Consider the following 12,991-nt stretch of genomic DNA (forward strand, 5'->3'; position numbering starts at 1 on the left):
GCGGGAATCGCGCCGCTATTCGACCCAGTCCGCCGCCAGCCGCCGGCTCGCCAGCGCCATCAGGATGCCGGCGACGAGGTAGAGGCCGAGACCCGCCGCGATCGCGTAGCGCAGGCCGTCGGCGGCGCCGTACGCAGGCGTCAGCTGCTTGGAGAGCAGGCCGATCACCCAGCTGCCCAGCCCCAGCCCGATCAGGTTGTTGATCAGCAGGAACGAGGCCGAGGCGGTCGCGCGCATCTGCGGTGGCACGAGGTGCTGGACGGCGGTGAGCACCGGCCCCAGCCAGACATAGACCAGCGCCTGCGGCACAAGGAACAGCAGGAACGCCGCCTGCCAGCTCTGCGCAAGCACGCCGGCCACGAACAGCGGCAGGCCGAGGACATAGCAGATGGCCGGTGCCAGCGCGTACCACTTGCGATCGCGCTGCCCGAGCCGGTCGCCCAGCCAGCCGCCGAGCAGGATGCCCGCCACGCCGCCGGTGAGCGCGAGCGCGCCGAAGAACTGGCCGACCTGCGCGAGGTCGAGCCGGAAGCTGCGCAGGATCAGGCTCGGCAGCCAGAACGCCACGCCATAGCCGCACATCGATCCCGCCGCCGCGCCGAAGGCGAGCAGCCAGAAGCTCGGCTTGGCAGCAAGGATGCCGAAGACGCGGGAGAGGGGCACCTGGTCCTTCGCCGGGGTCACGCGCGGGGGATCGCGGACCAGCAGCTTGAACGGCACCGCGATCGCCAGCCCGAGCAGCCCGACAACGAGGAAGGCAGTCCGCCACTCCACCGTCTGCGCGATATAGCCGCCGAGCAGCGCCCCGCCCGCGGAGCCCAGCGGGATTCCCAGCGAATAGATGGACAGCGCGCGCGATCGCCGGTCGGCCGGCCAGGCGTCGGCGATCAGCGCATAGCTGGGCGCCACCCCGCCTGCCTCGCCCACGCCGACGCCGAGACGGTACAGGAACATGCTCGTGAAATGCTGCGCCGTGCCGCACAGCGCGGTGAAGGCGCTCCAGATGCCGAGCGAGACGGCGATCACCCAGCTGCGGCTGGTGCGGTCTGCCAGCATCGCCAGCGGGATGGCGAGCGTGGAATAGAGCAGCGCGAAGGCGAAGCCGCCGAGCATGCCGAGCTGCCCGTCGTCGAGCCCCAGGTCCGCCTTCACCGGCTGGGCGAGGATCGAGAGGATCTGCCGGTCGAGGAAGTTGAAGATATAGACTAGCAGCAACATCGCGAGGACGACGCCGCGCGGGGTCGCGGGACGGGTGGGGTGCGGGGGCATGGTGGTTCCTTTGTGCGCTGGCTTCGGCGGTGGTGGTAGCCCTATCGCGAGTCCCCCTCACCCTTCCGCGCCTTCGGCGCTCCTTCCCTCTCCCACAAGGGGAGAGGGAGCGGGGTCGAAACTCCCTCTCCCCTTGTGGGAGAGGGAAGGGGCCCGCTGCCGAAGGCAGTGGGAAGGGTGAGGGGGATGTGCCCCCCTAGAACTTCACCGTCCCCGTCACGAACACCTGGCGCGGATTGCCGTAATAGCCGGTCAGCACGCCCTCGGTCCCCAGCGTCGGGACATACGCCCCCGCCGGCGTGCGCAGGAAGTCACCCGTGTCCGGGTTCTGCGCGAGGAAGTTGTAGCCCGAGACGATGTAGCGCTTGTCGAACAGGTTGCGGCCATGGACGCCGATCGAGAACATCTTGTTGATGTCCCAGTTGAGGTTCGCGTCGAACAGGGTGAAGCCCGGCTGGTCGAGCATGGGCGTGCGCAGCTCGAACTGCTGCGAGGCGCTGCGGTAGGAAGCGGTGAAGCTCGCCGCCACCTGGCCCTCGCTGCCGACCGGCACCGAATAGCCGATCGTGCCGCTCGCGGTCCAATCGGGGGTGTTCTGGATGCGGCGGCGGCTGGCGACGTCGATGCCGCGCGAATCGATGAAGCGCTGGTAGCGCGCATCGAGATAGCCGACCGACCAGTTGAGGGTAACCTGATCGCCCCGGGCGCCGAGGTCGCGCGCGGCGATCAGATTGCCTTCGAATTCCACACCGCGCATCCGCGCCTTGCCGGCATTGGTGGTGATGCCGATGAAGGTCTGCTGGCCGTTGATCGTCGTGCCGATCGAACCGGGCACCTGCACGTCGGTGTAATCGGCATGGAAGGCCGCGAGCGCGAAGGTCAGCCGGCGATCGAACAGCGCCGCCTTGTAGCCGAGCTCGTAGCTGCTCACCGTCTCGGGATCGAACGACATGAAGTCATAGACCTGGGCCGGCGTGCAGGTGGCGCCGCTGGGCGTGCGACAGGCGCTGGTCTGACCGCGCGGGTCGAAGCCGCCGCCCTTGAACCCCTTCGACCAGCTTGCGTAGAGCGTGTGATCCGCGCTCGGCTTGAAGCTGATCGAGGCGCGGGGCGTGAACTTCTTGAAATCGGCGCTGCCGCGGAAGTTGGAGGTGGTGGCGGCCAGCACGCCCGTGCCGCCGAAATAGGGCGAGCCGCCCCCCAGATAGGTCTGGCGCAGCACGCGCGACTGGCGCTGGTCCCAGGTGTAGCGCCCACCCGCCGAGATGCTGAACATCGGCGTGAGATCATAGGTGAAGTCGCCGAACACCGCGACGGTATCGGTGTTCACGTCGCCGAAGGTCAGCGCGGTCACGCCGCCGGGCAGGCGCACGTCGAACACGGTGCGCGCCTTGGCGTCGAGATAATAGACGCCGAGCAGACCCGAGAGCCCGCCGGTATCCACCAGCAGCTGCGCCTCCTGACTGAACTGCTTGTTGTTGTAGAAGGCGGGCACGTCGACCTGCACCGCCGGCAGCGCGTCGAAGTCGATCGGCGTCGCGCTGTCGTCCTTGCGATAGGCGGTGATCGAGCGGAAGGTCAGCCAGTCGGCCGGGCGAAGCTCGGCAAGGCCGGTGACGCCCCAGGCCTTCACGTCCTGGCGCGGGGTGACGAGGCCGCCCTGCGAATCGAACTTGTCGACCAGCACCGGGGTGCCGCTGACGATGCCGGGAATCAGCCGGTGGCCACCGCGGCTGTTGCTCTTGTCATGGGTATAGTCGCCCGAGACGCGGAAGAAGGCGCTGCTGCTCGGTTCGTACTCCACCGTGCCGCGCGCCGCCCACAGGTCCTTGTTGTAATTGTCCTGGCCGGTGGTGAGGTTGGTGCCGAAGCCACCCCGGCTCAGCCGCGCGCCCGCGGCGCTCACCTTCAACCCGGTGTCGCCGATCGGCGCGCTGGCGCTCACCACCAGATCGGCCTGGTTGTACGAGCCATAGCTGCCGCGCAGTTGGAGCGTCGGGTCGGCGCCGATCCGCTTGGTGACGTATTTCACCGCGCCGCCGATCGTGTTGCGGCCATAGAGCGTGCCCTGCGGCCCGCGCAGCACCTCGATCCGCTCGACGTCGTAGATGTCGAGCACCGCCGCCTGCGGGCGGTTGAGGTACACGTCGTCGAGATAGAGTCCCACGCCCGCCTCGAACCCGGCGACCGGGTCCTGCTGGCCGACGCCGCGAATGAAGGCCGACAGCGTGTTGTTGGTACCGCGCGATACTTCGAGCGAGACGTTCGGCGCGGACTGGGCGATGTCGGTGATGTCGAGCGCGCCCTGGGCACTCAGCTGCGCGCCGCTGATCGCAGTGACGGCGATCGGCACGTCGATCAGGCTTTCCGCGCGGCGGCGGGCGGTGACGATGATCTCGCCGTCCTGCTGTTGCTGCGCGGCCTCGGCGGTCTGGCCCGCGGCTTCGCTGTCCTGGGCGAAGGCGGGCGTGGCGGCGAGCAATGCGGCGCTCGCGAGCAGGACGATACGAACGGAATCGTGCCGTGACATGGTAATCCTCCCCTGGTGCAACCCATCTTTGAACGCGGGTTGTAAGCCGTTGCGCGAAGCTATACTGAAACCTGAACCGGGTTTCAACTTGGGATCTGAAGGGGAGGCGTAGCATGGCGGGCGAGCGTGGCATTCCGGCCACTTCCGTGCCGGAAGGCGGCGAAGCGGCGAGCGACGCCAAGGTGCCCCGCACCGAGCGCGGCCGCCGCACGCTGCGCGCGATCCTGGATGCTGCCGCGGCGGAGTTCGGCGAGAAGGGCTTCCACGAAGGCTCGATCAGCGGGATCACCCGGCGCGCCGGTGTCGCGCTGGGCAGCTTCTACACCTATTTCGATTCGAAGGACGCGGTGTTCCGCGCGCTCGTCCGCGACATGAGCGATCAGGTGCGCGAGCATGTCGGCCCGGCGCTGCGCGGCGCGCGCGACCAGATCGATGCGGAGCGCGCGGCGCTGCTCGCCTTCATCCGCTTCGCGCGGGAGCACAAGGAAATCTACCGGATCGTCGACGAGGCCGAGTTCGTCGATCCCGCCAGCTTCCGCCATCATTATGCGAGCACCGCCGACCGTATCGCCGCCCGCCTGCGCGCCGCCGCCGAGCGCGGCGAGGTGCGCAACGATGTCGGCGAGATCCACGCCTGGGCGATCATGGGGATGAACGTGTTCCTCGGCCTGCGCTACAGCGTGTGGGACGAAGGCACGCCGCCCGAGGCGATCGCCGAGGTGGTGGCGCAGCTGCTGGCGCGGGGGATCGGGACGGCTATTTCTTCGCGAGCAGATCCTTGAGCCCGGCGAGCGCCTTGGTCGGCCCTGCTTCCTCCTCGCTCTTCACCCCGGCTTCGCGCAGCACGTCGGCGGCGCGGGGGCTGCGCGGATAGGGATCGAGCTCGAGCGCCATCGTCTCGGCCGCGGCTTCGCCCAGGTCGATCGTACCACCGCTGTAGAACACGGTGTCGCACTCGTCCTCGGTCAGCTCCACCTCGTCCTCGCCGGTGGTGGTCGGTTCGGGGACGAAGCGGATCGCGAAATCCTGCTCCACCTTGGCGGGCAGCGGATCACCGGTGACGTCGCAGAGCTGGGTGAGCCGGGCCGACAGGTGCCCGCGCGCGACCACGCCCTGCGCATCGCGGCGCAAATGGTACACCGCCTCCAGCGTCTCGATTTCCTTGAGCCCGAAGCGCTTGCTGAGCGCGGCGCGCTCGGCCTCGTCGGCAGTGATCCGGACGTCGCTTTCGCCGGCGCCGATCTGGTCGAGCCGGTGGGGGCGGGCAAATTCTACATCGGTCATTCGGGAAGCTCTCCTGCGATCACACGCGCCAGCGGCAGTGCCGCCAGCGCATCGCGAAAGGCGCGCAGCCGCGCCTCGACATGGGTGAGGGCGGCGGGCGCGGGGGCCTCGCCGCGATAAAGGTTGCGGACCAGTGCCGGGCCGAGGTCGCCCTCCGCCAGCCCGCTGCGATAGGCGCCGAGCCGGCCGCCGAGCATGCCCATCATCCGCCCGACATGCTTGCCGACGATGATGTCGCCGATGCCGATCTCGCGCAGCTGGCCGTCCATGTCGTCGATGAAGCATTCGGCGACCGCGGTGCTGGTCGGGATCCCGGCGGGCGCTTCCTCCAGCCGCAGCAGCACGATGCACAGCACCGCCGCGATCATGTCGAACCGGCCGTCGACCGTGTCCGGCACCGCGCCGTCGGTGTACCAGTGCGGCGCGCGGCCGCGCGCGACGACGCCCGCATAGAGCTGCGGCGCGGTACCGCGATCGGGCTTGCCGAAGAGCCGCTGGAGCATTCGCATCGCCGTTGTTCGTGCCTTCCTTGGGTGCGACCTTGTTTGGCCGCATTTTGCCGCATATTGAGGCCTTCGGCCCGCGATGCAATCCGGGGGCCGCTCGTGTTTGCCTGGAGATCCTGATGTCGCTTCCCGTTCGCACGCTCGGCACCGCCGCGTTGTTGGTCGTGCTCGGCACCACCGCCTGTACGCCGGTGCGGACCCATCAGGGCTATGTCGTCGATCATGACCTGGTCGCCTCGGTGCAGCCGGGCATCGATACCCGCGATTCGGTGATGCAGACGCTGGGCCATCCCAGCTTCACCAGCCAGTTCAACGAAGGCGAGTGGTTCTACGTCTCGCGCGACAGCAGCAACTTCGCCTTCCGCAACCCGAAGGTGAAGAGCCAGACGACGCTGCGCATCCGCTTCGACCAGGCCGGCAACGTCACCTCGATCGACCAGACCGGCGTCGAGCTCGCCGCCTCGATCGATCCCTATGGCAAGACCACGCCGACCCTGGGTCGCCGCCGCAGCTTCTTCTCCGATCTGTTCGGCAATATCGGTACCGTCGGCGCGCCGGGTGCGGGCGGCGGCCCGGGCGGCGGCGGCAACACCGGCCCGTAATTGCTTTCTGGAGGCTGACCGGATCGTTCTCGCAACGTTCAGGCGTGCTTCTACATAGATCGTCCCCAAGCCGGCCTTCGGACCGGCGGGTTCGATCAGGATGGAGAAGCACATGAAGAAGCTCGTTCCCATCGCCCTGCTGACGGCGATCGCGGCGCCCGCGCTGCTGGTGCCGGCGAGCGCGATGGCGCAGTCGCGCGCCGAGCTGCGCGACGACCGCCGCGACATTCGCGATGCCCAGCACGACCTGCGCCGCGCGCAATGGTCGGGCGATCCGCGGCGCATCCACGAGGAACGCCGCGACCTGCGCGAGGCGCACCGCGAATATCGCGAAGACCTGCGCGACCGCGATCGTCGCTGGGCCGAGAATGACTGGCGCAGCTGGCGCGACCGCAACCGCGGCCTCTATGCCCGTGGCGAGTGGCGGGCGCCGTTCCGCTATTATCGCTTTCAGCCCGGCGCGCGGATCGGCACCGTCTATTACGGCCCGCGCTACGTGATCGGCGATCCCTGGCGCTATCACCTGCCGCGCCCGGGCTTCGGCCAGCAATGGGTGCGCCACTATAACGACGTACTGCTCGTCGATACGCGGCGCGGCAGCGTGATCCGCGTGGTCCCCGGCTTCTACTGGTAACAAAAAAACGGCCGCATCGATCCTGTCGATGCGGCCGGTTTCAGGTTGCGGGTTATCCAAGGGATCTGTTGCGCCAGCAGAACGTGGCGCACGCGCCAGGGTTCCCAGAAAAATACCGCCGGAATGGTGCAGTCCTTTTGAGCGAAAACGCGTGCGGCACGGAGATTTACGGCGTCGTTCCATCAGTTCATGAAACGTTCGGGTTGTCCTAGATGCATTTCCTCGCAACCATGCGGGTGTCCGATTCGGATGCATCGCCCGGGGGGGAATGCTGATGGCACTGAGTATCTTCGATGCTGCCACGCGCGAACTTACCCTATTCGCCGCGATTTTCCTCGCGATCGGCGGAGTAGACGATTTCATCGTCGACGTGCTTTTTCTAGGCGCTCTTGTCGGAAGACGTAAGGGAAGGCGGGCGTCTATTGACGAGCTTCCCGCGGCAGCGGCCGACTATCGCTTCGCTATATTCGTGCCGGCCTGGGATGAGTCGTCGGTGATCGCGCCGATGTTGCGGTCGATGCTCGGCCGATGGGGGAACGGCCCGTACCGCATCTATGTCGGCACCTACCCCAACGACCCGGCAACCATCGCGGCGGTGCTCTCGCTGGGCGCGGACGATTCGCGCGTGCGGCTTGTGGTCGGGGCCCGCCCGGGCCCGACGACCAAGGCGGATTGCCTGAACACGCTATGGGCGGCGCTGGCGCGGGACGAGGCCACCGAGGGGGAGGCCTTCACGGCGGTGGTGCTGCACGACGCGGAAGACGTGGTTCACCCGCAGGAGCTCGCCGTGTACGCTGGATGGATCGACCGCTACGGCGCCGTCCAGCTGCCCGTCGCACCGCTCTGCCAGCCGGGGTCGCGGCTGGTTTCCGGGCATTATCTCGACGAATTCGCCCAGTCGCATGGTGCGACGCTGCTGGTGCGGCAGATGCTGGGCGCAAGCCTGCCGCTCGCCGGGGTGGGGTGCGCGATCCGCTGCGACGTGCTGCGCCGGATCGCGGAGGCGCGAGGCATGCCCTTCGACGCGACGAGCCTCACCGAGGATTACGAGCTCGGCCTCAGCCTGCGCGCGCTGGGCACGCGTTGCGCCTTCGTGCGGGTGGCCGAACGCCCCGGTGGCCCCCCGGTGGCGATTCGCGCCTATTTCCCGGCGACCATATCGGCGGCGGTGCGGCAAAAGGCGCGCTGGATGGCCGGCATCGCGCTGGCCGGCTGGGACCGCACCGGCTGGGCGCGGCCCTGGGATCTCGGCGATCACTGGATGCGGATGCGCGATCGCCGGGTGACGCTGGCGATGCCGGTGCTCGCCATCGCCTATGCCGCGCTGGTCTGCTGGGGCCTTTCGGCGCTCTTGCATGCGGTGACCGGTGACGCTCCGCCTGCCCAGGATCCGCTGCTCGGGCAGCTGGTTGCGCTCAACCTGCTGCTGCTTTGCTGGCGGCTGGCGATGCGTACTGCGCTCGTCACGCATCTCCATGGCTGGCGCGAAGGGTGCTGGGCCGTGCCGCGGATGGTGGTGGGCAACTATATCGGGCTGCTTGCGGCGCGGCGGGCGCTGTGGATCTATGTCCGCCTGCTCGCCGGCGGTCCCCTGCGCTGGGACAAGACGGCGCACCAGTTCCCCAGCATGTCGTTCGACGCCCAATCGGCCGTTGCATGAACCGCGCGGGCCGCGGCCGGCCGCTGCGGTTCGTCGGGGTAGTGGGGCTGGGCTGGATCGGGCTGCGATGCGTGCTGCTGTGGCCGCCGGTGGCCGACACGCTTCCCATTGCCGCCCATCCGGTGCCGGGCCAGGCGGTCACGGCCGTCCGGACTTCGCCGCAGCCGATGGCCCGTCCGCCCGCCCGAGCAGCGCTGGTGCCATTGCCAAGGCGGCGCGCCTTGCCGGATCTTGCCCCGGAGGAACGTCGGCCGCGCCTGCCGATCCATACGCTCGATATCGTGCCTTCGCCGCAACGCTTCGAAACCCAGGGCGCGGGCGTGGCGTCGGTATGGGTGGGAGCGCAGGCCTTTCCCGGACAGCGACTGGACCCGCCGGTGCGCACCTCTCCGCAGCGGTGGAGCGGCAGCGCATGGCTTGCCTTGCGGCCCGGCCAGGGCATCGGCGCGGCGCCCGCGGCGGGGCAGCTCGGTGGCAGCCAATATGGCGTGCGCGTGGCGCGCGCGCTGGACCCGTACGGCAGGCTTGCGGCGGTCGGGCGGATCGCCGGGCCGCTGCGCGGGCAGGGTGCGGAAGTGGCGCTCGGGTTCGAGTGGCGACCGGCAGGTACGCCCGTGCGGATCGCGGTGGAGGAGCGGTTCGGCCTGGATGGCATCCATGGCGGCCCGGGGCTCGGCGCGGTTGTGGGACTCTATCGCGAGCGCGCGGCTTTCCGCCTCGAGGCCTATGGCCAGGCCGGCGCGATCCTCCGCGCGCGGCTGGAGCCTTATGCCGATGGCGCGCTGCGGCTGACCCGCGCGATCGCCAGCAGCCAGGGCACGGCGCTGTCCGTCGGCATCGGCAGCTGGGGCGCTGTGCAGCGCGGCGTACAGCGGCTCGATATCGGCCCCACGCTGGTCACCAGCGTGCCGATCGGCGAGTTGAAGACGCGTATCGCGCTGGACTGGCGGCAGCGGATCGCGGGCAACGCCCGGCCGGGCTCGGGCATCGCGCTCACCTTGGGCAGCGATTTCTGAGCCGGACGAACGGCCAAACCCCACCTTCTCCCTTTCGCAAGCCCGCACAAACCGGCTAGGCCTAGGGCCGCATGGATCTCTACCTTCCCATCGCCAATCTGTCGGTCAACGCGCTCGTGATCGTGGCGCTGGGGCTGGGCGTGGGCCTGCTCTCGGGCATGTTCGGGGTGGGCGGCGGGTTCCTCACCACGCCGCTGCTGATCTTCTACGGCATTCCGCCCACCGTCGCGGCCGCCTCGGCGGCGAGCCAGGTGACCGGCGCCAGCGTCTCCGGCGTCTTTGCCCATTTCCGCCGCAAGGGTGTGGATGTCCAGATGGGCGCGGTGCTGGTCACCGGGGGCATCCTGGGAAGCCTGCTCGGCGGCTGGCTGTTCAAATTGCTCCAGGCGAGCGGCCAGATCGACGTGGTGATCGGCGTGCTCTACGTCGTGCTGCTCGGATCGATCGGTGGACTGATGGGCAAGGAATCGGTCGGCGCGATCCGGGTGTCGCGCGGCGCGCGGCCGCCCAAGGCCCGCAAGCGGCGGCACCATCCGCTGGTCGCTTCGCTGCCCTTCCGCTGGCGATTCTACGCCTCGGGCCTCTACATCTCGCCGCTCGCCCCCCTGCTGCTCGGCGTGTTCGTGGGCGTCCTGACCATGCTGCTCGGCGTGGGCGGCGGGTTCATCCTGGTGCCGGCGATGCTCTACATCCTCGGCATGGGGACGCAGACGGTGGTCGGCACCTCGCTGTTCCAGACGCTGTTCACCACCGCGGTGGCGACGATGGTCCACGCGACCACCACCAAGGCGGTCGACATCGTGCTGGCGATCCTGCTGCTGCTGGGCTCGGTGGTGGGCGCACAGCTCGGCGCGCGCTTCGCCGCCAAGGCCAAGCCCGAATATCTGCGGCTGCTGCTCGCGGTGATCGTGCTGCTGGTCGCGGCGCGGATGCTGCTCGGCCTCGCCTGGCGGCCGGACGAGATCTATTCGGTGACCGCGGCGTGACGCGGGCGGGGGCGCTGGCGCTGCTCGCGCCCCTGCTGATGGCGCAGGCCAAGCCCGAACTGGTGCCCGACGTCTCGCAGCGCGACATCGAGATCGCCTACAGCTTCACCGGTGCCGAGCTGCTGCTGTTCGGCGCGATCCTCTATCCCGGCGGTCGTGCGCCGGGGCAGGGCGAGCGGCCCGCCGACATCGTCGTGGTGATCAAGGGGCCGACCGAATCGGTGGTGGTCCGCGAAAAGTCGAAGGTCGCCGGCATCTGGGTGAACGCCGCGCAGATGCGTTATCGCTCGGCGCCGAGCTTCTATGCGATGGCCTCGTCGCGGCCGATCCGACAGCTGGTCGACGAGCGTACGCGCGCGATCTACGAGCTGGGGCTGGACAGCCTGCAGCTCTCCCCCGCCTCGGGCGCCACCCCGCAGATCCAGCAGCGCTTCGACAGCGGCCTGGTCGATCTCAAGCGGCGCAGCGGCCTGTTCTACGAGGCGCCGGGCGCGGTGGAGATCACCGGCGGCGTGCTGTACCGCGCGCGGCTCACCATCCCGGCGCGCGTGCCGGTGGGGCGCTTCACCGCCGAGACTTTCCTGATCCGCGACGGCCGCGTGCTGGCGGCGGCGGTGCGGCCGATCGAGATTCGCAAATCAGGCTTCGAGCGCTTCGTCGCGACCAGCGCGGATCGCAACGCCATCGCCTATGGCCTGGTGGCGGTGGGCATGTCCTTCCTGTTCGGCTGGGGGGCGGGAGCGCTCTGGCGTCGCTTCTGAGCGCACACACTTAAAATTTACCCTGGCATGCGCATGCTGCCTCCGCCTTTTTGGGGGATGCACGATGGAAGGCCAGTTTCGCGTCGGTGGGTTCGAGGGAGAAGCGACGGGCGGCGGCGGCTTTTCCGCTGGACGCGTGCCCGGTGCGGTGCGCGCGATCGGCGCGGTGTTCGAGATCGCCGGCGCGTCGAGCCAGGTCCTGCTCGATCTTACCGAACTCGATGCGCTTGCCCGCAGCGACGATGCCGCGCTGGCCAATGCCGGGCAGGTCGGCGCGCAGGTCAAGATCCGCGTCGGCAACGCCTGGCTGATCGCCAGCATCCGCACCGCACGGCTTGATCCCTCGGGCGCGCGCGTCGCGGCGGCGATCGACTTTCTCGGCGAGGGCGATGAGGAGAAGCTTACCGGCAAGCTCTACCGCTTCCGCCGCGGCGTCACCCGCTATCCGACGCCCGGGGCCGAGGTATTCCCGGTCACCACCGCCGATCTCCGCCAGATCTATGCCGCCGACGATCGCGCGCATATCGAGATCGGCACCGTCTACCCGACCAAGGACATCCGCGCCGCGCTCTATGTCGATGCGATGCTCGGCAAGCATTTCGCGCTGCTCGGCTCGACCGGTACCGGCAAGTCGACCTCCGCCGCGCTGATCCTCCACCGCATCTGCGAGCTGGCGCCGCAGGGCCATGTCGTGATGATCGATCCGCACGGCGAATATGGCAGCGCCTTTCAGCATAATGGCGCGCTGTTCGACGTGTCGAACCTGCAGCTGCCCTATTGGCTGATGAACTTCGAGGAACATTGCGAGGTGTTCCTCACCAGCGAGGGCAGCGACCGGCAGGTGGATGCCGACATCCTTGCCAAATGCCTGCTCGTGGCGCGCGCGAAGAACCGGATCGGGCAGGAGATCGGCAAGCTCACCGTCGACGCGCCGGTGCCGTACCTTCTTTCGGACCTCACCAACGCGCTCACCCTCGAGATGGGCAAGATGGACAAGGCGACCGACACCGCGCCCTATCTCCGCCTCAAGAGCAAGATCGACGAGGTGAAGGGCGATCCGCGCTACGCCTTCATGTTCTCGGGCATGCTGGTGGCGGACACGATGGCGGCGTTCCTGTCGCGCATCTTCCGCCTGCCCGGTGACGGCAAGCCGATCTCGATCATCGACGTGTCGGGCGTGCCCAACGAGATCACGTCGGTGGTCGTCGCGGTGCTCAGCCGGATGGTGTTCGACTATGCGATCTGGTCGCGCGGCGAGGTGAAGCGGCCGGTGCTGCTCGTCTGCGAGGAGGCACACCGCTATGTACCCAACGAGCGCAACGCCGATGGCTCGTCGGTGGGGCGGATCCTCAGCCGCATCGCCAAGGAAGGGCGCAAATATGGCGTGTCGCTGGGGCTGATAACCCAGCGCCCGTCGGACCTGGCCGAGGGCGTACTCTCCCAGTGCGGCACGATCCTGTCGATGCGGCTCAACAACGAGCGCGACCAGGCCTTTGTCCGCGCGGCGATGCCGGAAGGCGCGCGGGGATTCCTCGATGCGATCCCGGCGCTGCGCAACCGCGAATGCATCGCGGTGGGCGAGGGCGTCGCGACGCCGGTGCGGCTGCTGTTCGACGATCTCGATCCCGCCAAGCGCCCGGCCTCGGATGACCCGCTATTCTCCGAGCTGTGGCGCGAGGTCGGCGGCGAGGAGGCGATGCTGGAGCGCACGATCCGCCGCTGGCGGTCGCAGGGGCGCTAGGG

At 68.8% G+C, this 12,991-nt stretch carries 12 protein-coding genes; 8 read left to right on the forward strand and 4 right to left on the reverse strand.

Translation table 11 applies throughout. The features are described from left to right. Positions 1 to 15: 15 nt before the first annotated feature. Together ABIC65_RS14630 and ABIC65_RS14635 are read right to left on the reverse strand one after the other, a co-directional pair. Positions 16 to 1,269, reverse strand: a complete 1,254-nt coding sequence (locus ABIC65_RS14630; protein ID WP_354309710.1) for a spinster family MFS transporter — start codon at positions 1,267 to 1,269, stop codon at positions 16 to 18. A gap of 196 nt (positions 1,270 to 1,465) precedes the next feature. After that, the gene (locus tag ABIC65_RS14635; protein WP_354309711.1) at positions 1,466 to 3,799 is read right to left on the reverse strand and encodes a TonB-dependent receptor; all 2,334 of its coding nucleotides are present in this window, start codon (positions 3,797 to 3,799) and stop codon (positions 1,466 to 1,468) included. A 113-nt stretch (positions 3,800 to 3,912) separates the two neighbouring features. Between ABIC65_RS14635 and ABIC65_RS14640 the strand changes: the two genes are divergently transcribed. Beyond that, positions 3,913 to 4,581 carry a TetR/AcrR family transcriptional regulator gene (locus ABIC65_RS14640; RefSeq protein WP_354309712.1) on the forward strand — a complete coding sequence of 223 codons (669 nt, stop codon included), beginning with the start codon at positions 3,913 to 3,915 and terminating at the stop codon, positions 4,579 to 4,581. Here ABIC65_RS14640 and ABIC65_RS14645 read toward each other — a convergent pair. Next, a complete protein-coding gene (locus ABIC65_RS14645) occupies positions 4,556 to 5,083 on the reverse strand; it encodes a YceD family protein (protein ID WP_354309713.1) in 528 nt (175 codons plus the stop codon). The genes ABIC65_RS14640 and ABIC65_RS14645 overlap by 26 nt on opposite strands. Then, positions 5,080 to 5,592, reverse strand: coding sequence for a ubiquinol-cytochrome C chaperone family protein (locus ABIC65_RS14650; RefSeq protein ID WP_354309714.1), 513 nt, complete (start codon positions 5,590 to 5,592; stop codon positions 5,080 to 5,082). Before ABIC65_RS14650 ends, ABIC65_RS14645 begins: the two co-directional genes overlap by 4 nt. 116 nt (positions 5,593 to 5,708) lie before the next feature. On the opposite strand from ABIC65_RS14650, the gene ABIC65_RS14655 reads away from it, so the two are divergent. The 7 genes from ABIC65_RS14655 (at position 5,709) to ABIC65_RS14685 (ending at position 12,989) form a co-directional block, all read left to right on the forward strand. Beyond that, entirely contained in the window at positions 5,709 to 6,191 is a 483-nt protein-coding gene (locus ABIC65_RS14655; protein ID WP_354309716.1) for an outer membrane protein assembly factor BamE, read from the forward strand. A 112-nt stretch (positions 6,192 to 6,303) separates the two neighbouring features. Further along, the gene (locus tag ABIC65_RS14660; RefSeq protein ID WP_354309717.1) at positions 6,304 to 6,825 is read left to right on the forward strand and encodes an RcnB family protein; all 522 of its coding nucleotides are present in this window, start codon (positions 6,304 to 6,306) and stop codon (positions 6,823 to 6,825) included. A gap of 274 nt (positions 6,826 to 7,099) precedes the next feature. Next, positions 7,100 to 8,485 (forward strand): glycosyl transferase family protein, encoded by a 1,386-nt coding sequence (locus tag ABIC65_RS14665; protein ID WP_354309718.1) that lies wholly within the window; start codon positions 7,100 to 7,102, stop codon positions 8,483 to 8,485. After that, on the forward strand, positions 8,482 to 9,501 hold the full coding sequence (locus tag ABIC65_RS14670; RefSeq protein ID WP_354309719.1) for a hypothetical protein: 1,020 nt from the start codon (positions 8,482 to 8,484) through the stop codon (positions 9,499 to 9,501). The genes ABIC65_RS14665 and ABIC65_RS14670 overlap by 4 nt, the downstream gene beginning before the upstream one ends. 71 nt (positions 9,502 to 9,572) lie before the next feature. Then, positions 9,573 to 10,487 (forward strand): sulfite exporter TauE/SafE family protein, encoded by a 915-nt coding sequence (locus ABIC65_RS14675; protein ID WP_354309720.1) that lies wholly within the window; start codon positions 9,573 to 9,575, stop codon positions 10,485 to 10,487. A 38-nt stretch (positions 10,488 to 10,525) separates the two neighbouring features. Further along, positions 10,526 to 11,248, forward strand: a complete 723-nt coding sequence (locus ABIC65_RS14680) for a TIGR02186 family protein (protein WP_354310026.1) — start codon at positions 10,526 to 10,528, stop codon at positions 11,246 to 11,248. A 64-nt stretch (positions 11,249 to 11,312) separates the two neighbouring features. Continuing rightward, positions 11,313 to 12,989 carry an ATP-binding protein gene (locus ABIC65_RS14685; protein WP_354309721.1) on the forward strand — a complete coding sequence of 559 codons (1,677 nt, stop codon included), beginning with the start codon at positions 11,313 to 11,315 and terminating at the stop codon, positions 12,987 to 12,989. Positions 12,990 to 12,991 lie beyond the last annotated feature (2 nt).

The organism is Sphingomonas trueperi, from assembly GCF_040545665.1.
Taxonomy (GTDB): Bacteria; Pseudomonadota; Alphaproteobacteria; order Sphingomonadales; family Sphingomonadaceae; genus Sphingomonas; species Sphingomonas trueperi_B.

Coding starts and splice junctions, on each gene's coding strand:
- ABIC65_RS14630 (WP_354309710.1), bottom strand. CDS start 1,269: ATGCCCCCGCACCCCACCCGTCCCGCGACCCCGCGCGGCGTCGTCCTC.
- ABIC65_RS14635 (WP_354309711.1), bottom strand. CDS start 3,799: ATGTCACGGCACGATTCCGTTCGTATCGTCCTGCTCGCGAGCGCCGCA.
- ABIC65_RS14640 (WP_354309712.1), top strand. CDS start 3,913: ATGGCGGGCGAGCGTGGCATTCCGGCCACTTCCGTGCCGGAAGGCGGC.
- ABIC65_RS14645 (WP_354309713.1), bottom strand. CDS start 5,083: ATGACCGATGTAGAATTTGCCCGCCCCCACCGGCTCGACCAGATCGGC.
- ABIC65_RS14650 (WP_354309714.1), bottom strand. CDS start 5,592: ATGCGAATGCTCCAGCGGCTCTTCGGCAAGCCCGATCGCGGTACCGCG.
- ABIC65_RS14655 (WP_354309716.1), top strand. CDS start 5,709: ATGTCGCTTCCCGTTCGCACGCTCGGCACCGCCGCGTTGTTGGTCGTG.
- ABIC65_RS14660 (WP_354309717.1), top strand. CDS start 6,304: ATGAAGAAGCTCGTTCCCATCGCCCTGCTGACGGCGATCGCGGCGCCC.
- ABIC65_RS14665 (WP_354309718.1), top strand. CDS start 7,100: ATGGCACTGAGTATCTTCGATGCTGCCACGCGCGAACTTACCCTATTC.
- ABIC65_RS14670 (WP_354309719.1), top strand. CDS start 8,482: ATGAACCGCGCGGGCCGCGGCCGGCCGCTGCGGTTCGTCGGGGTAGTG.
- ABIC65_RS14675 (WP_354309720.1), top strand. CDS start 9,573: ATGGATCTCTACCTTCCCATCGCCAATCTGTCGGTCAACGCGCTCGTG.
- ABIC65_RS14680 (WP_354310026.1), top strand. CDS start 10,526: ATGGCGCAGGCCAAGCCCGAACTGGTGCCCGACGTCTCGCAGCGCGAC.
- ABIC65_RS14685 (WP_354309721.1), top strand. CDS start 11,313: ATGGAAGGCCAGTTTCGCGTCGGTGGGTTCGAGGGAGAAGCGACGGGC.